Source organism: Polyangiaceae bacterium (assembly GCA_020633205.1).
In the GTDB taxonomy this organism is placed as follows: domain Bacteria; phylum Myxococcota_A; class Polyangia; order Polyangiales; family Polyangiaceae; genus JAHBVY01.
In genome coordinates this window covers 261051-282112 of the sequence record JACKEB010000019.1, presented here as the reverse complement: position 1 = coordinate 282112, position 21062 = coordinate 261051, and the positions used below count along the sequence as shown (strand labels likewise).

At 63.5% G+C, this 21062-nt stretch carries 14 protein-coding genes; 4 read left to right on the top strand and 10 right to left on the bottom strand.

What is annotated here, in order from left to right; all coding sequences use genetic code 11:
* Positions 1 to 168: 168 nt before the first annotated feature.
* The 7 genes from H6718_30900 to H6718_30870 form a co-directional block, all read right to left on the bottom strand.
* Entirely contained in the window at positions 169 to 531 is a 363-nt protein-coding gene (locus H6718_30900; GenBank protein ID MCB9589864.1) for a hypothetical protein, read from the bottom strand.
* A 97-nt stretch (positions 532 to 628) separates the two neighbouring features.
* Positions 629 to 1609 (bottom strand): ATP-binding cassette domain-containing protein, encoded by a 981-nt coding sequence (locus H6718_30895; GenBank protein ID MCB9589863.1) that lies wholly within the window; start codon positions 1607 to 1609, stop codon positions 629 to 631.
* A complete protein-coding gene (locus H6718_30890; protein MCB9589862.1) occupies positions 1606 to 2673 on the bottom strand; it encodes an ABC transporter ATP-binding protein in 1068 nt (355 codons plus the stop codon). Before H6718_30890 ends, H6718_30895 begins: the two co-directional genes overlap by 4 nt.
* Positions 2670 to 3587, bottom strand: a complete 918-nt coding sequence (locus H6718_30885) for an ABC transporter permease (GenBank protein ID MCB9589861.1) — start codon at positions 3585 to 3587, stop codon at positions 2670 to 2672. Before H6718_30885 ends, H6718_30890 begins: the two co-directional genes overlap by 4 nt.
* Positions 3584 to 4519 (bottom strand): ABC transporter permease, encoded by a 936-nt coding sequence (locus H6718_30880; protein MCB9589860.1) that lies wholly within the window; start codon positions 4517 to 4519, stop codon positions 3584 to 3586. The genes H6718_30885 and H6718_30880 overlap by 4 nt, the downstream gene beginning before the upstream one ends.
* Positions 4520 to 4562: 43 nt before the next feature.
* A complete protein-coding gene (locus tag H6718_30875) occupies positions 4563 to 6350 on the bottom strand; it encodes a hypothetical protein (protein MCB9589859.1) in 1788 nt (595 codons plus the stop codon).
* Between the two features lie 169 nt (positions 6351 to 6519).
* Positions 6520 to 7644, bottom strand: a complete 1125-nt coding sequence (locus H6718_30870) for an S-(hydroxymethyl)glutathione dehydrogenase/class III alcohol dehydrogenase (protein ID MCB9589858.1) — start codon at positions 7642 to 7644, stop codon at positions 6520 to 6522.
* Between the two features lie 958 nt (positions 7645 to 8602).
* On the opposite strand from H6718_30870, the gene H6718_30865 reads away from it, so the two are divergent.
* The 3 genes from H6718_30865 to ltrA all read left to right on the top strand — a co-directional run bounded on the left by H6718_30865 (position 8603) and on the right by ltrA (position 15492).
* Positions 8603 to 10342, top strand: coding sequence for an OmpA family protein (locus H6718_30865; protein ID MCB9589857.1), 1740 nt, complete (start codon positions 8603 to 8605; stop codon positions 10340 to 10342).
* Positions 10342 to 13659: a DUF11 domain-containing protein gene (locus H6718_30860; GenBank protein MCB9589856.1), complete on the top strand. Its 3318-nt coding sequence runs from the start codon at positions 10342 to 10344 to the stop codon at positions 13657 to 13659. Before H6718_30865 ends, H6718_30860 begins: the two co-directional genes overlap by 1 nt.
* 540 nt (positions 13660 to 14199) lie before the next feature.
* The gene (gene ltrA / locus H6718_30855; protein ID MCB9589855.1) at positions 14200 to 15492 is read left to right on the top strand and encodes a group II intron reverse transcriptase/maturase; all 1293 of its coding nucleotides are present in this window, start codon (positions 14200 to 14202) and stop codon (positions 15490 to 15492) included.
* A 113-nt stretch (positions 15493 to 15605) separates the two neighbouring features.
* On the opposite strand, the gene H6718_30850 is transcribed toward ltrA, so the two are convergent.
* Both H6718_30850 and H6718_30845 read right to left on the bottom strand, forming a co-directional pair.
* Complete coding sequence (locus H6718_30850; protein ID MCB9589854.1) at positions 15606 to 17132, bottom strand: PQQ-binding-like beta-propeller repeat protein; 1527 nt, start codon at positions 17130 to 17132, stop codon at positions 15606 to 15608.
* A gap of 83 nt (positions 17133 to 17215) precedes the next feature.
* A complete protein-coding gene (locus tag H6718_30845; protein MCB9589853.1) occupies positions 17216 to 18526 on the bottom strand; it encodes a sigma 54-dependent Fis family transcriptional regulator in 1311 nt (436 codons plus the stop codon).
* Positions 18527 to 18713: 187 nt separating this feature from the next.
* Here H6718_30845 and H6718_30840 point away from each other — a divergent pair, with 187 nt between their 5' ends.
* A complete protein-coding gene (locus H6718_30840; protein ID MCB9589852.1) occupies positions 18714 to 19286 on the top strand; it encodes a histidine phosphatase family protein in 573 nt (190 codons plus the stop codon).
* Position 19287: 1 nt separating this feature from the next.
* Here the strand turns inward: H6718_30840 and H6718_30835 are convergent, their stop codons facing one another.
* On the bottom strand, positions 19288 to 21012 hold the full coding sequence (locus H6718_30835; protein MCB9589851.1) for a HAMP domain-containing protein: 1725 nt from the start codon (positions 21010 to 21012) through the stop codon (positions 19288 to 19290).
* Positions 21013 to 21062 lie beyond the last annotated feature (50 nt).

Below are 21062 nucleotides of genomic sequence, written 5' to 3'. Positions count from 1 at the left end.
AGTTTTAACCGCCAAGGACGCCAAGAGCGCCAAGGATCAAGGGTTTCCACTTTCGTGCGGATCCTAGACGCCGAACATTGATGGGCTGCGTTGTACTCCCCGAAATCTTGGCGTCCTTGGCGTCCTTGGCGGTCAACCGAGCTCGCTGAAGGAGGTACGGTCGCCTTGCTAGGAGGGGTCGGCCGCCCAGCTCTTTGCTAGCGGGCAGGCTGCGACCTTCTCGGCGTTCGTTTGCTCCGTCAGCATCTTCGACTTTTCGCTGTTCGAGCGTACGCGCATCAGGGTGATCAGCTCGATGGCGTCGGGGTTCGTGATGTGATCCCGCATCCAGTCGAGGCGCGCGCCTTCGATGCCGATGGGATCTTCCTCCGGGTCGAGCTTGGCGTGCTGATCCACGTCGCACATCAACTTGAGCGCGACGGGATAAGGCTGGTCGGGTTCTTCCTCTTGTGGGGCGGCGCTCGAGGGGCCGCAGCCAATGCTGGCGGGTAGGAGCGTCAGGCAGAGAACGGAGAGCGCTAGTCGGGCCATGGCAGGCTTCGACACTGCGCTCGAGTGATGCTTGGGTGCACTTCAGCGATTCTCTCCCCCCCAAGAAAAGAACCTGAACATGGGTTTGGGGGTGAGGTCAGTCGCGGCCCTCTTCTACCGCATGACAAGCCACCAGGTGCCGCGCGCTGGTGCCGACTTGGATCAGCTCGGGACGCTCCGCTTTGCAGCGATCGTTCACCAGCGGGCAGCGACCCGCGAAGGCACAGCCCTTGGGGATGTCGAGGGGAGATGGCACGTCGCCTTGCAGGACCTCAGCGTTGCCGCGATCCCGCGGGTCATCGATGGGGATCGCGCCCTGCAGCGCCTTGGAGTAGGGATGGCGTACATCGCGATCGAGATTTTCCGCGGGGAGTTCTTCGACGATGAAGCCAAGGTACATGACCGCGACGCGATCACAGAAGTGCTGCACCACCTTCAAGTCGTGGGAGATGAACAAGAACGTCAGCCCCAAGGATTCCTTGAGGTCGCTCATCAAGTTCAAGAGCTGGGCCTGCACTGATACGTCCAGCGCGGAGACGGGTTCGTCCGCCAGTACGAACTCAGGTTCGACCGATAGCGCGCGAGCGATGCCCAGGCGTTGACGCTGCCCGCCGGAGAACTCGTGCGGGTACTTGCGGCGGATGTCCCGACGTAGCCCGCAACGCTCGAGCAGTTCGTCGATACGAGCGCTGACCTGCGCAGGGGGCACGATTTGGTGGAACTTCAGCGCCTCGCCGAGCATGCCTTCCACCGTCATGCGCGGGTTCAGCGAAGCGTAAGGGTCCTGAAACACGATCTGCATGCGCCGCTTGAACGGGCGCAGCGCCGCATAGTCGAGGCGTGAGATGTCCTTGCCATCGAATTCGATCTGACCCGACGTGGGCTCGAGCAAGCGCACCAGCACCTTGCCCAGGGTTGACTTGCCGCAACCTGACTCACCCACCAAGCCGAAGCTCTCGCCCTTTTCGACCTCCAGGTCCACGCCGTTGACGGCGTGCACGCGGGCGATTTCACGGCCGAGAAAGCCACCGCGCTTCGGGAAGTGCTTCACCACTTGGCGCGCACGGAGCAACGTCATGCTTCCTCCTGCCGTGGGGAAACGGGAGGCTGCGAGCCTGCGTCGGGAGCGGGTATCGGAAAGAAGCAGCGGACACTGGTGCCAGCCGCTTCCTCCAGATCGGGTTCTGCGTCCCGGCAACGCGCCTGTTCCGTTTCGCTCAGGCTCAAGTGATGCGCGCAGCGATCACGAAAGCGGCAGCCCCCGGGGAGCTTGCGCAGATCTGGGACGAGGCCTGGGATGGTCTCCAGTCGGCGCGTGGTGCGTGCGCCGCGCTTCGGAATCGAGCGCAAGAGCGCGGCGGTGTAGGGATGCCGTGGCTTGTGGAAGAGGTCGTCCACGCTGGCTTGTTCGACGACCCGCCCGGCGTACATCACCACGACGCGATCGCAGACCTCTGCGATCACACCGAGGTCATGGGTGATGAGCAAGATGGCTGTGCCCAAGCGCTCTCGGAGGTCGAGCATCAGGCGCAGCACCTGGGCCTGAATCGTCACGTCGAGGGCGGTGGTGGGTTCGTCAGCGATCAAGAGCTTCGGGTTACACGCCAGGGCCATCGCGATCATCACGCGCTGGCGCATGCCCCCGGAGAGCTGATGGGGGTACTCGTCGATGCGGGTATCCGGCGAGGGGATACCGACTTGCTTGAGTAGCTCGAGCACGCGCGCGCGACGCTCCTGCTTGCTGAGCTGGGGCTGATGCAAGATCAGCGCTTCCGCAACCTGGTCGCCGACACGAATCACCGGGTTCAGCGCCGTCATGGGCTCTTGGAAGATCATCGCGATGTCGTTGCCCCGCACCTTGCGCATCTCGCGCTCAGAGAGCTTCACGAGATCGCGGCCGCCGAACAGGATCTGTCCACCGCTGATCTTTCCCGGTGGGCTCGGGATCAGGCGCAAGATGCTCTTGCTGGTGACGGTCTTTCCGCAACCCGACTCGCCCACCAGCCCGACGACTTCACCCGAGCGGATGTCGAAGCTCACGTCGTCGACGGCGATGAGCTTGCCCGTTTCCGTGGAGAACGAAGTCTCGAGGTGCGAGACCTCGAGCAACTTCTCGCCACCGCCCTTCGAGAGGGTGCTCATAGGCTCTTCGGGTCCAGCGCGTCTTGCAGCGCATCCGCGAATACGTTGAAGCAGAGCACCAAACCGAGCATCGCCAGCGTGGCGGCGCCGATTTGCCAGTAGTAGCCATTGATCAGCTCGGCGCGGCTCTGATTGATCATCACGCCCCAGCTTGGCTCACCCTGTACGCCTAGCCCGAGGTAGCTCAGGATGACCTCGCTCTTGATCGCTGCAACGAACAGCAGCGCGAAGTACACGAGCACCAGGTGCAACGTGTTCGGGAGGACGTGGAGCAACAGGATGCGTGCGTGGGAGTAGCCCATGGCGCGCGCCGCCTGGACGTAGTCGCTCTCGCGCAGCTTGAGCACCTCACCGCGCACAACGCGGCAAGGACCGACCCAGAAAGTTGCTCCGAACGCGATGTAGACGACGATCAAGCCGCGACCCAGATCGGTCCGGCTGACGGCGTAGCTCAGCGCAATCAGTAGCAGCAGGTTGGGTATCGACTGAATCGTTGAGTACAGCCATACGACGACGGTGTCCGTCGTCTTGCCAAAGTAGCCGGCGATAGCTCCGGTCAGCGACCCCACCACGGAGCCAATCAGCGCGGAAACGAAGCCGACGTTGAAAGCCACCTTGGTGGAGTAGAGCATGCGCACGATGATGCTCCGGCCTTGACGATCGGTGCCGAGCCAATGCTTCCAGGTTTCGCCGTTTGGCGACTGATAATTGGTGCCGACGCGATCCGCGAAGTCGCCACCAATCACGCCGAGGGCGACCAGCGCTGCGATCAGCATATAGAGGCTGATGACGACCAGGCACACCATCGCAAAACGATCCCGGCGAAGCTTTAGGCTTGGCCGCGACCGCCAGATGTCCTGAATTCGACGCACCACAGGGTTCGTGGAGTCGGTGGTAACTGCTGCGGTCGTCACTCGAGCCTCACCCGTGGATCGACGACGGCGTAGAGCACGTCGTTCAAGATGGTGGTCAACACGAACAGCACGGAGATGAGTAGGGTGAGCGCGCGAATGACCGGGAAGTCTGCTGACTCGATCGCCTCCAGGAGCTGGGCTCCAAGCCCAGGAATGCCGAAGAAGCTCTCCAGCAAAAGCGACCCAGTGACCAAGAATGGCAATGAGATCATCACCCGAGTCACGATGGGGATCAGCGCGTTCCTGAGCACATGGCGCGTCAGCACCCGGGTTGGTCCCGCGCCTTTGGCGAGCGCTGTAGTCACGTGGTCGCGGCCGATCTCTTCCACCAACACGGAGCGGTAGAAGCGCGTGTCGTAACCAAGCCCGACGACGATCAACACGATGATCGGCAGCGTGAGGTATTGCCAGCGCTCGCTCCAGCCAGCGTCGTAGCCATGGATTTGGAAGGCGCGCATTTGGAAGGCGAGCAGGTACTGACCCACCACGATGTAGACCAAGAAGCTGATGCTCATGCCGGTGACGGCCAGCGCCATCAGGCCCCGGTCCAGCGCACGCTGGCGAAAGGCCGCAGCGATGAGGCCGATAGCAATGGCGAGCAGCGTCGTTGCGAGCAGAGCTGGCAGGGTGAGGCTGAGCGACGGTCCGGCTCGCTCCTTGATGATCTCCGAGACGGGCTGTTTGGTCTTGAAGCTCTTTCCAAAGTCAAACGTGACCGTCTGCTTCAGGTAGTCGAGGTATTGCCCTATCAGCGGCTTATCGAGTCCGTATTCCGCGCGGATCGTTTGCAGATCCTGCTCCGTCGCGTTCTTTCCCGCCATTTGCAGCGCGGGGTCGCCACCCACGACGTTCAGCAGCAAGAACGTAATCAGCGTTACCCCCAAGATGATGGGGATGCCTCCGAGCAGGCGCCGCAGAACGAAGGCCCACATCAGCTGGAGTTCCTCGCACGCGCCAGGTTCGAGCCAGAGCGCTTCATAGTGGGTCCACGTCCAGGTATTTGAACCAGTTGTCCCAGACCTCGCTGGGGTTGAAGTTCTTTACACGCTCGTTCCAGACGTAGTCGCGAGTACGCGCCATGCTGCCAATCGCGACGCAGTCCTCGATCACCATGTCGCGCAGCTGAGCGTAGAGCGCGTCTCGCTCAGCGGACGGAGGAAGCACGCGCGCCTTCTCGAACAGCTCGTTGTACTTGGGGTTGTCGTAGTTGAACTTGTTCGAGCCGGGTGTCTTGTTGGGGCCGTAGAACAGCTGGAGGAAGTTCTCCGCGTCCGGATAGTCGGCGCCCCACGCCAGGCCGAAGAACTGCGACTTCTTGCGACGCATCTTGTCTTGCAGCTCGGGGAACGAAGACTGACGCACCTCCATCTTCACCCCGATCTTCGCCAGCTGACGCGTGACCATTTCGCCTTGCTCGTCACTATTGCCACCGCGGTTGGTGTCCAAGGTCAGCACCGGCAAGCCTTTTCCTTCGGGATAACCGGCTTCGGACAATAGCTGCTTCGCCCGTTGCAGATTGGGCCCGCGATAGGGGCTGCCGTCACGCTTGTGCCCAGCTAGGCCGGGAGGGATTGGGCCGTCGTAGAGCACGTTGTTGTCGTTGTAGAAGGCGTGGTTGAGCTCGCGAGTATCTAGGGCAAGGCTGATGGCTTGCCGCACCTTTCGCGCCCGATCCGCTTGCTCCTTGGTCGCGCCGGCTTGCATCCCACCAAACACCGGGTCTTCCATGTTGAAGCCGCGATAGATGAAGTCGAGCAGCGGAAGGTGAAAGTAGCCGACGCCTTCTTTGACGAACGTCGGGCGCATCGACTTGTCAGGGGCGAACACCAGCTCGTTGTACTCCGCCGGGGTCTGCGTGGCGTCTAGGTCGCCCACGCGAAACTTGAGCCACATTGGCTGGTCCTGCTCGAAGACGTGGATTACGACCCCGTCCAGGAACGGAATCCGTTTCCCCGCGGCAGCTAGGAGCCCGCGCTTTTCGAGCTCCGGGCTTGCCTTGGTGGGGTAGTATGCCTCGCGGTAGTTGGGGTTCTTGCTGTACTTGAGGAAGCTCCCTCGTACCCACTCATCCAGTTTGAAGGCGCCCGTGCCTACCGGGTGAGCCGTGAACTGATCGCCATAGTGTTCCGCGCACTCCCGCGGGACCACGGCAGTGGTTCCCATGGCCAACACGTTGAGTAGCTGTGGGTAGGGGCGGGTCAGCTGGATTTCGAAGGTGTAGCGACCGCTGACCTTGAGGCCCTCGATTGAGGCGCTCCACTCGAACGGCGCGTTTGGCGGCCGTTTGTCCATGCGCTCTTTGAAGGCATCGAAACCCTTGATGCGATCGCGGTAGAGCCACCACCCGGTGGGTGAGTTCGCGCGATCCGCCATGCGCATCATCGACCAAACGACGTCCTGCGCCACCACCTCGCGCCCCTTGCCAGCGGGCTTGTCTGAATCCGCGGGGAAGCATTCGTCGTCCTGGAAGATGACGCCGCGCTTGAGCTCGAAGTGGTAGTGCAGCGATTCGTCGGAGACGTCTGGCATCTTGGCCAGTAGGAGTGGCCTCAGCTCGAACGGGCGGACGAGGTATTCGTACTCGAAGAGCGTCTCATACACCTGCGCTTGAGCGAGGTTGTCGTAGGTGCTCGAGTTGCGGACGGGATCGAAGGTGCCGACCTTCGCGCGTGCCGAGAAGTGGAAGTAGCGCTTGCCCTTCTCCCATTTCGGAGGCGACTTGCACCCGTTGGTGCAGAGCGCCACCAACGCGATCCAGACCAAGAGCGACCACGAGCGGATGAACGCGCGCCGCGTCGCGCCTCCCCCCCCAATCCAAGCCCCGACCGAAGCTGAGCTGCGGCCTTTTGACTTGGGGTTGGGGGTGAGGGGTGTGGTGGGTTGTTGCCGGGAGGAAACTCCACGGCTCCGAGAGGCAGCGCGCAGCACGACGCTAGAAGGTCACCACGCTGCGAATCGACTTGCCCTCGTGCATCAAGTGCAAGGAGTCGTTGATCTTGTCGAGAGGCAGCGTGTGGGTGATGAGCGGGTCGATCTGGATCTTTCCGTCCATGTACCAGTCCACGATCTTCGGGACGTCTCGCCGACCCTTGGCACCGCCGAAGGCGCTCCCCTTCCACACACGCCCGGTGACGAGCTGGAACGGGCGCGTCGCGATCTCCTGTCCCGCACCTGCGACGCCGATGATGATGCTCTGACCCCAACCCTTGTGGCAGCACTCGAGGGCCTGGCGCATCAGAGTGACATTACCGACACATTCGAAGGAGTAGTCGGCGCCGCCGCCCGTGAGGTTCACCAGGTACGGCACCAGGTCACCTTCGACTTCCTTCGGGTTCACGAAGTGGGTGCAGCCGAACTGCTCGGCGATGGCCTTGCGTTCGTTGTTGATGTCGACGGCGATGATCATGTCGGCCCCCGCAAGCCGAGCGCCTTGAGCGACGTTCAGTCCGATGCCGCCAAGACCGAAGATCACCACGTTGGCACCGGGCTCCACCTGGGCGGTGTTGATCACTGCGCCGATGCCCGTGGTCACGCCGCAACCGATGTAGCAAACCTTGTCGAAAGGCGCGTCCTCACGGATTTTTGCCAGGGCGATCTCTGGCAGCACGGTGTAGTTCGAGAACGTGGAGGTACCCATGTAGTGGTACACGGGCTTCCCATCGAGACTGAAGCGGCTCGTGCCGTCAGGCATCAAGCCTTTGCCCTGAGTCTCGCGAATGGCTTGGCAGAGGTTCGTCTTTTCCGAGAGGCAAAACTTACAGTTCCGGCACTCCGGAGTGTAGAGCGGGATGACGTGGTCGCCCTTCTTGAGCGACTTCACCCCAGAGCCCACGTCGACCACCACGCCCGCTCCCTCGTGCCCCAGGATGGCCGGGAACAAGCCTTCCGGATCGGCTCCGGAGAGGGTGAATGCGTCGGTGTGGCACACGCCAGTGGCGCGTATCTCGACCAGCACCTCGCCCTCCTTGGGGCCTTCGAGGTCGAGGTCGACCAAGGTCAGTGGATTCGGATCTTCGAGGGGGGCTGGCTTGAGTGCAATCGCTGCGCGGGTCTTCATTCATTACCTCCGGTCGCTGGGCAGCGTAGGCGGTGCTGCGCAGGTGTGTCCACATCCGCTACCTGTAGTCGTCGCTCGCTGTCGTTTCTTGCCTGCACACCGTCGTCGACAGCCTGCAACTCGTCTGGAACCACAGCCTTCCGCGAGGCCTGTGAAAAGCAGACTGCTGCGCCTGATGCCGCCTCCGCTCGGGCGCGCATTGAAGTACCAACGGCGTGGATCAACCGCGCTCAGTACCGTCTCGTTCCCGTCAAAGAAGCAGCGGTCGGGTTTTTGCTGAAGCGTGGGCGCGTTTCGAATACGCTCTTCGGTTCAGCGGAGGCTGATTCGCCGCCGCTTGTCGAAAGGGGGCACGGAGTTTGCGTTGGACGACAGCGGTTGGAGGAAGACTGCTCCGGGTTGAGCAGCGGTTTGGGTTGCACGGTGGATTGGGTTAGCGGCGACTTTGCCTCACTGAGGCGAGGTGCCCGGTGCAGCGTCTCACGCTGAGGCGAGCGAAGTACGAAGGCGGAGGTGGAGCGACGCCGCTGTCGCGACATCTCGACGCACGAAGCCACGCGGATACACACTTGCTTTGAAACGCTGGAGGGTGTTTACATACGGAATTGTTCGATGGGGATGACGACAGAGAGCCTGCCGTCTGACCCGACCCGTTTTCCGGTACACGGGGCCCCAAGCGCATGGCGCAACCGGTTGGTTGGGTGAAGCGGTGACACCAGCGCCGCAACTAGCGCGAGGCGCAAACAAGCATTGCTACTCGAGGAGGGCGCGGTCGAGCGCTCACAGTACGGGTCGCCTCCGCCAGTGTGATGGTCACGCAGGCGGGCAGGACCCAACGGACTCGCGCCGCGCGGCGCGAACGCACACGAGATCTAGTTCCACACGGATAGGGGGAGTTGCGCGCCAAGCGCAGCCGAACGTACGGCGTGTGCACCAGCACACGAATCATGGAGACCTCATGAAGCTGAGATATTGGAGTGGAGTACCTGTACTTGCCGCGTCGCTGTTTGTGGCCAGCGCGGCGTCAGCGCAGGACGCTGGGTTTGCGCTCAATCGTTTCGACCCATCGGACCGCGGGTCCAACTGGTTCGCGTTGGAGTCGTTGGACTTCGACGGGCACCTCTCAGCCGCGCTCGGCGTGGTGGGTGACTGGGCGTACAAGCCGCTGGTGCTCTACAACGGCGACGGCGACGAGGTTCAAGCGGTGGTCGAGCACCAGGTGTTCGCTCACGTCGGTGGCAGCTTGACCCTGTGGGATGACCTCAAGCTCGGCGTGAACATTCCCTTGGCGGTGGTCAACTCCGGCGAGTCCGGAACGACCACGAATAGCTCCTTCTCTTCCAAAGACGGCGCCACGATCGGCGACGTCCGCGTTGGCGGCGACTATCGCTTGCTTGGTTCGCCTGGTGACCTCTTGCGCCTCGGCTTGGGCGTCGGGGTGTTCCTGCCCACCGGTTCTCAGGAGCGCTTCACGGGTGACGGTTCCGTGAAGATTCAGCCCCGGCTGGGTATCGCGGGTGATGCTGGCCAGATGGCATACGCCGCGCGTCTGAGCACGAACATCCGTACCGAGGATCAGAAGCTCGACGGCGACACCGTGGGTACCGAGGTCGGGTTTGCGGCTTCAGTTGGCGTGAAGCTCGTCGACGAGAAGCTGCTGCTTGGCCCTGAGATCTACGGCACCACCGGCGTGAGTGATGGCGACGCATTCTTCGCCAAGCGCACGACGCCATTCGAGGTGATCATCGGTGGGCACTACCAGGTAGCCAAGGACTGGACCCTCGGTGCTGGCGTCGGCCCTGGTCTGACTCGCGGGTTCGGCAGTCCGAAGCTGCGTGTTCTTGCCAGCATCGAGTACCGCCCGAAGGTCGAGGAGCAGGCTCCCCCGCCCCCGCCGAAGGATACTGACGGCGACGGCATCTACGATGACGTCGATGCGTGCCCGACGGTGCCCGGTGTTGCCAGCGACGACCCGAAGAAGCACGGGTGTCCGCTTCCCAACGACCGCGACAACGACGGCATCATCGACGACGAGGATGCCTGCCCTGACGAGCCTGGCGTCAAGAGCGACGATCCCGCGAAGAACGGCTGTCCGCTGCCGAAGGATCGGGACAACGACACCATCCTCGATGAGGTCGATGCCTGCCCCGATGAGCCCGGCGTGGCGAACGACGACCCGGCGAAGAACGGCTGTCCGCCGCCGAAGGACACCGACGGCGACGGGATCCTGGATCCTGAAGACGCCTGCCCGGACCAACCCGGCGTGAAGAGCGAGGATCCCAAGAAGAACGGCTGCCCCAAGGCGAAGATCGAGAAGGGGCAGATCAAGATTCTGGAACAGGTCAAGTTCAAGACTGCCAGCGATGTGATCCTCCCGGAAAGCGATGAGATCCTTCAGGCTGTCAAGAAGATCCTCGACGAGAATCCGGACATCGAATCCATCAGCGTGGAGGGTCACACCGACTCTCGCGGCAGCGCGGCCTACAACCGCGCCCTGAGCAAGCGTCGTGCTGCTTCCGTTGTGAAGTGGTTGACCAAGAATGGCATCGATAAATCACGACTCACCTCGAAGGGCTTTGGCCCTGACAAGCCCATCGACACCAACGACACCGACGAAGGTCGTCAGAACAACCGCCGCGTGGAGTTCCACATCGTCAAGGTGAAGGCCGGCTCCAAGCTGAAAGTGGAGGAACGCTGATGCGCAAGCCCAACGTATTCAAAGGCAGTGTAATCAACGTCGCCCGTTTGCTGCAGAGCGCAGCGGCGGGTGGCGTCCTCCTCGCGGCGACCTCTCAGGTCGCCGCGGCGCCCACCCTGCGCGTGCAGGTCGACCAGCGGGGCGACTTCCTGATGGTGGGCAATACCCTCGGGCACGACTGCGCGAACGGGACGCCTGCACCGGTGGTTGGTACCGTGGGGAACTGCGGTTTTCGCCGGACCGGCGACTCGGCGCCCGACGTTTTTTGGCGGTCTCAAGATCCCAACGCCACTTCCGCCGTGGCCAACAACACCGTCACCGTAGCTCAGGCTCGGAGCACCGCGGTGCTTGCGATCCCGAGCGGCGCGACCGTCACCCACGCGTTTCTCTACTGGGCGGGGCGCGCCGCGGCTGACAACACGGCGACGCTGGACCGCCCAGGTGGGTTCACCTCCAACGTGACAGCTACCCAGAGCTTCACCAACGGCTCGTACTACCAGTCGGTGTCCGACGTCACCTCCCTCGTGGTGACGAACGGCTCTGGCCTCTATCGAGTCAGCGGCGTTGCGTCGGAAGACTTCAACGACCTGGACCGCGACGTCAACTTCGCATCCTGGACCTTGGTTGTCTTCTACCGACTGAACACTGAACCGCCGCGCAACCTGGCGCTCTTCGACGGCATGGACCTGGTTGCCAACAACAACCCGAGCTCGGCAACGCTCTCCGGCTTCCTGGTGCCCAACGCGGGCTTCGACGCGAAGCTCGGCGTCATTGCCTACGAGGGTGACGGGAGTATCACCGGAGACAGCCTGCTCTTTGGTTTGGCGCCTCTGGCGAACAGTGATCGCCTCTCTGACGGCGTGAACCCGGTCGATAACTTCTTCAACTCGTCGCGATCCCGCCTGGGCACCGCGGTGAGCGTGGCGGGTGATCTGCCGCAAACCACGGGCGGCAATGGTGCCTTGAGCGGCGTGGACATGGATATCGTGAACATCACGAGCCGGGTCTCCGCGGGACAGACTTCTGCCGACATCCAGGCGACGAGCACCGGGGACCAGTACTACCTTGGCGCGTTCATCACCTCGATCTCGACGTTCAAGCCGGACTTCACCAGCTCGACCAAGAGCGTCGTGGACGTGAACGGTGGCGCTCTCCGTCCAGGTGACGAGCTCGAGTACACGATCGTCGTCACGAACACCGGTAACGATGCTTCGGTGCGCACGGTGCTGAATGACGTGATCCCCACGGGAACGACCTGGGTGCCTGGCTCGATTTCGATCACCTCGGGCGCGAACCAAGGTTCCAAGACCGACGCGGTCGACACGGACCAGGGCGAGTTCAACAACGGAACTCGCACGATGACCGTACGACTCGGTAACGGCGCAAACGGCACTCAAGGTGGAACCCTCGCGGTGAATGCGAGCACCACCGTGAAGTTCCGTGTCACTGTGGATGCCAGCGCGACCGGCACGCTCTCCAACCAAGCCACGATCACCTTCGAAGGTCAGCAGGGGGCGCCGCAGACGACGCAGCCGACGGACGGTTCGACGGATCCGGGTTCACAGCCGACGGATATTCCGATCGACGATTGCGAGACGGACGCCGATTGCCCTGCGGCAACCCCGGCGTGCGACACGACCGCTTCGCCGAACATCTGCGTGCAGTGTACGGATGACAGCTACTGCAGCGGCTCGACGCCAAACTGCGACACCGCGAGCAACACCTGCGTGTGCTTGGCGGGTCCGGGCCTGTGTACGGATACCGATGGCGACGGATTGCCCGACGGCGTGGAGACCACGATCGGCACCGACCCGAACGACGCCGACAGCGACGATGACGGCGTACCCGACGGTGCAGAAATCAACCCGGGCGACGACACGGACGGTGACGGGCTGATCAACGCGCTCGACCCCGACAGTGACGACGATGGACTGTTCGACGGTACCGAGATGGGGCGTGACTGCTCCAATGCGGACACCGTCGTCAGCGCTGGGCATTGCCGTGCGGACGCGGACGCCGGAGCCACGACGACGGATCCGCTCGACGCGGACACCGACGACGGCGGCGCCAGCGACGGCTCCGAAGACTTCAACCTCGACGGCGCCATCGACCCCGGTGAGACGGATCCCACCGCGGGCCACGGCAGCGACGACAGCGGAGTCACGGACACCGACGGTGACGGCCTGAGCGATGGAGTCGAGACATTCCTCGGCAGCGACCCGAACGACGCGGATACCGACGACGACGGCGTCATCGATGGCATGGAGAACAACCCCTCCGATGACACCGATGGCGACGGCCTGATCAACGTGCTCGACGTGGACAGCGACAACGACGCGCTCTACGACGGCACGGAGCGCGGCTTCGACTGCGAGGCCATGGGGACTGACAAGTCCCTGGGCCACTGCATCGCGGACGCCGACAACACCTCGACCACCTCGCCGCTCCTCTGGGATACGGACGGGGGCACCGTGTCCGACGGTTCCGAGGACTTCAACCGCAACGGCGCCGTGGACACTGGCGAGACCGACCCGACGACTGGTCACGCTTCCGACGATGCCAGCGTGATGGACACCGACGGTGACGGCCTCAGCGACGGCCTTGAAACCAACATCGGCACCAATCCGAACGACGCGGACACCGACGACGACGGTTTGCTCGACGGTGAGGAGCCGAACCCCTCCGACGATCACGACGGCGACGGGAGCATCAACGCTCGCGACCCCGACAGCGACGGCGATGGGCTCACCGATGGTTTGGAGGCGGGCCGCGACTGCAACAACGCTGCGACCGACAACACCCAAGGCAACTGCAACCCCGACGGTGACGCGGGAGCGACCACCACGGGCGTGCTGCAGCGGGACACGGACCGCGGCGGCGTGAGCGACGGTGACGAAGACACCAACAAGAATGGTGTCGTCGACACGGGCGAGCGTGACCCCAACGACGGAACCGATGACAGCACGAACCCTGGCACCGGTGGTACGGGCGGCATGGCTGGAGCGGGCGGTAGCGCCGGTGCCGCTGGCAGCTCCTCTGGAGGCTCTTCCTCCGGTGGCACTTCGGCGGGCGGGACGTCGAGCGGTGGCACATCCGCCGGCGGCAGCTCGAGCGGCGGCGTCTCTGCTGGTGGCACGTCTGCTGGTGGCGCGTCGAGTGGTGGCACCAACGGCCTTGACGCTGGATTCTCCCTCGAGGGCGGCGGCTGTGGCTGTACGGTACCCGGAGGAAACAGCAACAAGGCTCCCTACGGTGCACTCGCCCTCGGCGCCCTGGGTCTCGTGACCTGGCGTCGTCGACGCAAGGCGCGCAAGTAAGCCGAAGGCGCTAGACAAAACGCAACGGCCACTCGGGTAACCGGGTGGCCGTTCGTGTTGTACGCCCGACATGGGCATTCATCAGGAGGTGCGAGTCCTCCAGGGAGTTGGCTGAAACAACCTCAGTGAAGCGCAACTGCGGAAGGGCGACCGACCGTGGGAAGGAAGCGCGGAGCGGAGCTGCGGGTCGACGTACAGAAACCGGATCCGAGGCGGGTCTGCCCAGGACGAGCGGGCAACGAACCGCGAAGTTCTCTCAGCCAAGGGGCAGGCACGTAAATCCGGTGATCGTGCAGCGAAGGTGAATGCTCTTATTCGGGGAGATCTCGCCTCACGCCTGAAAGGGCGACGCGCAAGCGGAGCGAGAAGTCAGCAGAGGCCATTGTAGTTGTTGCCGCGAGGCAAGGGCGAAGGGCCGAACGAGAGAGAGGGTGAGACGACGATGAGTCTCGGAAGCACATCGCCTCAGATGTCCAGGCAACTGGAGCTCGCGCTTGGAGGCAAGGGTGCTGAGTTCATCGGAAGCGCCCTCCCACGGCCTTGCGGAGCGAGGAAGTGCGACCGGCGGCGAAACGCACCGCGCGCCCAGGTACGCGCGACTTGCTGGAAGAGGCGCTTCGGCGTCCCAACCTGCAAGCCGCACTAGCGAGAGTCAGGAAGAACAAAGGGAGTCCAGGCGTCGATGGGATGACGGTGGATGAGCTTCCGAATTACCTGCAAGCGGAGTGGATGCATATCCGTACGGAGCTGCTTGAGGGTAGTTACCGGCCGCAGCCGGTGAAGAAGCAGCTCATTCCCAAGAGCAACGGTGGGACACGGGAGCTCGGTATCCCGACCGTACTCGACCGCTTCATCCAGCAGGCGTTGCTGCAAGTGCTGCAACCGCTACTCGATCCGAGCTTCTCGCCTCACAGCTACGGCTTCCGACCTGGACGGAGTGCGCATCAAGCGGTGAAAGCCGCGTGCCGCTTCGTGCAGGAAGGTCGCCGGATCGTCGTGGACGTCGATCTGTCGAAGTTTTTCGACCGAGTGAATCACGACGTGCTGATGGGGCGTCTAGCGAAGCGAGTTGCGGATCGGCGCTTGCTTGGACTCATCCGTCACTACCTCAACGCGGGGATCCTCGACGGTGGGGTGGTGATGGCGCGACACGAAGGCACACCGCAAGGGGGTCCTCTGTCGCCGTTGCTTGCGAATCTTCTGCTCGATGAAGTGGATCAGGAGCTGGCGCGCCGCGGCCATGCGTTTGCCCGCTACGCCGATGACTGCAACGTCTACGTGCGGTCCAAGCGAGCCGGCGAACGGGTGATGCAGCTGCTCCGCCGTCTCTACGGTGGGCTCCGCCTCCAAATCAACGAGGAGAAGAGCGCCATCGCGCCAGCCAGCCGAAGGCAATTTCTTGGGTTTTCCCCATGGTATTCCAAGGGTGGCGAGGTGCGCTGTCGCGTTGCAGACAAAGCCATCAAGGCGATGAAGGATCGAGTCCGGCAGCTCACGAAACGCACCCGCGGACGGAGCCTGCAACAGATCGCGACAGACCTACGGAGCTACCTCCAAGGCTGGAAGGCCTACTTCCGCCTCGCCGGCACGCCTCGACGGTTTAGCGATCTGGACGAATGGATCCGGCATCGCCTACGGGCCGTGCAACTCAAGCAATGGAAGCGAGGCAAGACAATCTACCCGGAGCTGATCAGGCGGGGACTCTCGCCAGAGCAGGCCCGCCGCGTCGCCCGAAACGCGACCCGGTGGTGGCACAACTCGGGAATGCTGCTCAACCTCGCCCTTCCAAACTCGCTCTTCGACAAGCTGGGAGTCCCCCGGCTCGCGACGTAACCTCAATCTCTCGAACCGCCCGGTGCGGACCCGCATGCCGGGTGGTGTGGGAGGGGCCCCCCGAGACGAGTCTCGGGGGCTCCTATCCCGATTTTTGGGGGAGAGGAGCTGCGCTAAGCCTTCGGGTAGCCGCCTACCAGGGAGCCATCCTGGGCGTTGAACACGCTGATGCTCGTGTCGTGGTACACGACGAGGTGCTCTGCTCCGTTCGCCGCTTGCACGAAGTAGTGTGCGCGCCAGTACTCGATCTCCTTCGTCCACTGCTGACCTGACGCGCTGTGGACGACTCTGAGTTCGTAACGGTTGAGCTCAGAGTTCGCAGCAACGCGGTACGCGAAGTACTGCTGACCGACCGCTTCGTAGGCATCGCTCTCGTCGAAGGGCAGCGGACCCGACTGATGCCGGATGCTTAGCCCGCTCGGTTCGTAGGCGATGAGCTGCCAGGGACCGCCGTTGGGATCGTTGCCGCTGACGACCAGTGTGTCCTGGGTCGCTTTCATGTGGTTTAGGTTCAACTTCGGGCCGGTGAACTCACGCGCCCAACACTTGCGCTGGCCACCGAAGAACTTCGCGAAGAATCCCGGCTCGGTGCTCGGCGCCTGACTCCGTGGATCGAAGAGGTAAAGCATGGACACGCCGAAGTTTGTCGAGGCGAGGTAGGCAAGTTGGCCAGCAACTAGCGCGGTGTGGTCGCCCCAGATATCCGGATTGAGTTTCGGTGTGGAAAAGTAGTTGAGGACTTGTCCGTTTTCGCCGTTGAGGATCAGCAGGCCCTCGTCGCCGTCTACTCCGTTGTAGCTGTCGACATTGACAGCCACGTAGCCTCCTGCGACGACGGCACCGCGAGCGCCCGATGACCTTTCGAAACGCGCTGCGACCTGTCCCTGGGCGTCGATCAGCTCCACGCCATCCTCGGAGCGAAGCACTGCGAGGGACCCCGTCGTCTGCAACCTCGAATCGCAAGGACGGCGCCACAGCACCTGTCCATTCTGCAGACTCACCCCCATGGCCTCTTCCTGCGTCGTGCGCAGCACGACGGTGCCGCCGCTCAGCAGCATCAGATCCAGGTAGTCCCCGTGCTCGATGTCGCTTCGAGTCTCGACCTCCTGCCCAAGCTGAGACTTCCAGTACATGCGGCCAGTCTCCGCATCCCAGGCGGTGAGCGTGCCGCTCTGAGCCAAGAAGAGTACGCCTCCACGTTCGCCGAGTTGATTCAGACCCGGGCAGCTCTGGAAGTAGTATTCCCGAGGCGTCTCCCAGGCGATCGCCCCGCTGGCCGCGTCTTGAGCGCGGATGCACCACTGACCGGACGCATCGACGTGCGAACCCATGATGAGGTAGCGTCCTTGTGCCGTGCGGATCAAGACCTGCTCCGACGTGTTGCTGAAGTTCGCCCGCGCTGGGTCCTGAGCTGGAGCTTGCGCAGCGGCCTGTGCTGCCGCGGTGTTCCCGTGCTGCAGCGCCCAGTTCATGTATTCCGCCGCTTGCGCAGCGGTTGGACCGCTCCCCGCTGGGGCGACCAGCTGGTGTTTGCACTGCCAGCAGGGGAACGGGGTACCGGCTGGTATGCTACCGGGCTGGGCCGCGCCGCAGCTCGGACAGGGAAACGTGCCGTAATCGATGTTCGGGGGTTGCATCATAAGGACCTCCTCGGGGTGACCTGGAGATCACTACCCGAGGGGCCCTCAGCTAGCTTGAGCGGACCCTGAACGCTCTCTGAAGGCTACTTGATGCCGTGACGCTGCAAGAGCTTGATCAGGTACGAGCGGTCCATTCGGGCGTCTCGCGCCGCGTGGGTGACGTTTCCCCCTGACCTTTCGAAGAGCGCCTTCACGTACTGCGCTTCGAAGTCCTGCAGCACCACTCCCCGCGCGTCCTTATAGGGGAGTGTCAGCACGTGATCGAAGCTCGCCGGGGCGGCTTTCGAGTCGTCCCCACGAAACAGCTCCGGCGCTTCGCCCATCGCGAGGGTCGCTTCGACCCAGTTGCGGAGCTCGCGCACATTACCTGGCCAGGTGTGACGCTGAAGCTCCATGAGGATGTTCTCCGGAGCGACGTCGTCCAGGGCCCCTTGGTGACCTGCCTCGGTCAAGAAGTGCTGAATCAAGAGTCCCAGGTCGTCCAAGCGTTCCCGGAGGGGTGGCAGGCGGAGCACGACCACGCCGACGCGATAGTAGAGATCCATGCGGAAACTGCCCGCGTTGACCTCTTCACGCAGGTCGCGGTTCGTCGCGCAAACGACACGCACGTCAACGCTGACCTCTTGTCGCCCGCCGACGCGGTGAAAACGCCTGCGCTCCAGGGCGCCCAGGAGCTGAGGCTGGAGATCCAGCGGCAGCTCGCCAATCTCGTCCAGGAACAGCGTGCCGCCGTTGGCGCGCTCGAACGCACCAATGTGTTGGCGGTCGGCGCCGGTGAAAGCGCCGCGCTCATGGCCGAACAGCTCGCTTGCAACTAGGTTCGGGGCCAGCGCACCACAGTCGACGGTCACGAAGGGGCCGGAGTCGCGCTCGCTCTCGTCGTGCAACGCGCGGGCCACCAACTCCTTGCCAGTACCTGACTCGCCGATCACCAGTACAGGGACGTTGGCGCGCGCCACGCGTTGGACTTTCGCCATTACGCGGCGCATGGCGGCGTTTTGCCCGAACAGGTCGCCGAGGTGATTCTGACCGTGAACCTCGACCAGCGTACTCGTGCCGTCGAAGACGCGAATGCTGGTGCGCCCGAGCTGAATCGTGGTTCCGGGCGGAATGATGCCGTTGCGGATCCGGATGTTGCCAACGAACGTTCCGTTGGTCGAGCCAAGATCCGTCAGGTGGATGCCATCCTCGCGCTGGGTCAGCTCGAGGTGGTAGCCAGACACGGTTGGGTCGCTCAGCTCCAGGTCGTTGTTGGCGGCGGTGCCGATGGTCAACTCCTCAGAGTCGGCTTCCACCTTGAGCCCCACATCTGCGCCGTCGATGACCTCGACGGCGAGGGTTTCGATTTCGACGCGATCGGCCCGCTCCAGTGGCGACGTGGCGTGGATGGTCACCCACCGCATATATCACGCTGCCGGCCAGGTGTTGGCTGGAGGCGACGCTTGTAGCTGGCTCGCGACGGCGCTTTGCCATTTGACTGTCTCAGCCGCTCGGTGGAGGGCGAAGTCGCAGCGGTTCTGGCTGCGAAAACGCTGGTTGGCCAACCTGAAGCGGTGCCTCACCCCCAAACAAGCCAGCGGCATGAGCTTTGCTGAGAGCGCAGCGATGGTGCGGATTGCTCAACCTGAGACACTGCGTGACTTGCGGCAGATCGAAGCCCCAAGGCTGGTCTTCATGGCCCATGGACTGGCCGAAAACCATGGCTCGCGAAACCTCACGACCGACGGGCGGGTTCAAGTTGCCCGGGTGAGCGCGAGCTTGCGCAACCGCTTGTTGGTCGACCTGGACGCGATCCTCGTGAGCCCGCTACCCAGAGCACGTCAAACGGCGCTAATCGTGAGCCACGCTCTGCGTGACCCGCCGCTACCAATCCGCGTGGACGAGCGCCTGGCGCTTGGAGACGACGGACCTGCCGACTTGATGCGTTCGGCCCAAGAGCTTGCGCGGTCGGACAAAGCGAAGCTGGTCGTGACGTGTGCCCTAGAAATTGAGCTGATGGCTTGCGGCTTGTGCGCTGGTACTCCAGGACGACGGCGCATCCCCAGTGAAGCGACGTTGCCGCGCGGATTAGCTCCCGGGAGTGTGGTCGCCCTGGGGCTCCGAGAAGGACATTGGCGCATCTCGGCCATTCTCGACGGGCGCGCCTTCTTCTGAGTCAGTCCCAGGTGAGTTCGAAGACGCGCACTGCCTGATGGCGCCCCATCAGGTCATGCTCCCCCAGGTCGCGCAGCAACTCGGGCGCGCTGCTTTGATCCGCACAGGACTGAGCGACCAGTATCTGGTTCGGCTTCGCAATGGACTCTAACCGCGCGGCAACGTTCACGACGTCGCCGACCACCGTGTACTCCATGCGCTTGTCGCTGCCGATGTTGCCCACGATGGCCTCCCCGGAGTTCACGCCGATACCCAAGCGCACCTCAACGCCGTACTTCTCACGCCAACCCTGATTGGCCGTCTCGAGAAAGTGCAGCATGTCCTCCGCTGCGGCGAGCGCGCGATCCGCGTGATCTGCTTGAGCCACGGGAGCGCCCCACACCGCCATGATGCAGTCGCCGATGAACTTGTCGACGGTGCCGTGGTGCCGGAAGACGATCTCCGTCAACACGCTGAAGAGCTCATTGAGCAGCGCCACCACTTCCTCCGCCGGGCGGCTCTCCGCGAGGGGTGTGAAGGCGACGACGTCGGCGAACACGATGCTCACCTCGCGACGCTCACCACCCAGTGCGAGCGAGTGCTCGCCTTTGACGATTGCGTCTACGAGCTCTCCAGATAGAAAGCGACCGAGGTCACCACGCAAGCGCGCGTCCTTGGCGATCTGCTCTTCGCTCGCCTTGAGCTCGCCGGCCATGTGGTAGATCGAGCCCTGGAGCTGCCCGAGCTCATCTCCGCGCGGATTCGGTTTCTCGAGCTCCCCCCACGCGCGCCGCGCGATGCGCCGTGTGACGTCGACCAAGGAACGTATCGGGCGCGCCAGCGCGCTGCCGCCCAAGAACCCAAGGAGTAGCGCCAACGCCGCGCTGATCCCCGCGACCATCAGGCCGCGTTCGCGCATCAGGCTCAGGCTCAAATAGGCTTCGGCTTGGGGGCGCCAGAGCGCGACGGTCCAGCCGAGGTCGGGTACGGTCTCGAGGCCGCCGACCCAGCTCTCACCCTGGGCGTCGAACTCCTCCACGATACCGACCCGCGCCAAGCCAGAGCGGTGTTGACTGAGGGGGGCCCACACGGGGAGCGCCGACACATCCGCGCCCTCTGCGAGCTCGATGCCGTGACCTGCGATCAAGTGGCGATCTTGATCGACCAGCATGATGTGTGTGCCTTGGCCCTCGAAGCGCATCTCCGCCAGGGTCGTGAGCTGCTCTCGGAGTGGCGAGAGGTCCACGCGCGCACAGACGTAGGCGTCGGCCCCGTCGTCTGCGACCTTTGGCACTTTCGCGACCATCACCGCTTGACCATTTTCTACGCGGAAAGCAGTGCCGTGCTCATCCGCCTGCTTGCGCAGCTCGGCCGTGGACTTTGGGGGTTCCACCCCGGAGCCCTTGATGCGCGAGAGCACGTGACTCACCTTCGCGCTGGGCACCTCGAGGCGCACACCGCTGAGATCTCGGCTGTTTTCCAGCACCGGACGCAGGCTGCTCTCCAGTAGCTTGGGGTCTGCGGCGGTCTTGGACACGACGCCTGCGACGGTGAGCAGATCCCGTTCGCCGCGCTCCAGGCTGCGCGTGGTGAGGCCGGTCACCTCCGCGACGACTGAGCTCTGGAGCTGACGTTCGCTGTTCTGGACTGCGTCCCGGTTGACGCTGAGCAGGAGCTGACTCGCCAGCGTCGTCGGCACGAGCGCTACCAAGGCGAGTAACAGCGCGAGCTTGATGCGCAGCGACAGCCCGCTCGGTTGCTGAATGTCGACGACGGGTGCGGCCTCTCGAGGCTGGG

Bases quoted from the DNA above. Each gene is read 5' to 3' on its own strand.
- H6718_30890 (MCB9589862.1), bottom strand. From the start codon at position 2,673: ATGAGCACCCTCTCGAAGGGCGGTGGCGAGAAGTTGCTCGAGGTCTCG.
- H6718_30870 (MCB9589858.1), bottom strand. From the start codon at position 7,644: ATGAAGACCCGCGCAGCGATTGCACTCAAGCCAGCCCCCCTCGAAGAT.
- H6718_30860 (MCB9589856.1), top strand. From the start codon at position 10,342: ATGCGCAAGCCCAACGTATTCAAAGGCAGTGTAATCAACGTCGCCCGT.
- H6718_30900 (MCB9589864.1), bottom strand. From the start codon at position 531: ATGGCCCGACTAGCGCTCTCCGTTCTCTGCCTGACGCTCCTACCCGCC.
- H6718_30895 (MCB9589863.1), bottom strand. From the start codon at position 1,609: ATGACGTTGCTCCGTGCGCGCCAAGTGGTGAAGCACTTCCCGAAGCGC.
- H6718_30865 (MCB9589857.1), top strand. From the start codon at position 8,603: ATGAAGCTGAGATATTGGAGTGGAGTACCTGTACTTGCCGCGTCGCTG.
- H6718_30850 (MCB9589854.1), bottom strand. From the start codon at position 17,132: ATGATGCAACCCCCGAACATCGATTACGGCACGTTTCCCTGTCCGAGC.
- H6718_30840 (MCB9589852.1), top strand. From the start codon at position 18,714: ATGAGCTTTGCTGAGAGCGCAGCGATGGTGCGGATTGCTCAACCTGAG.
- H6718_30880 (MCB9589860.1), bottom strand. From the start codon at position 4,519: ATGTGGGCCTTCGTTCTGCGGCGCCTGCTCGGAGGCATCCCCATCATC.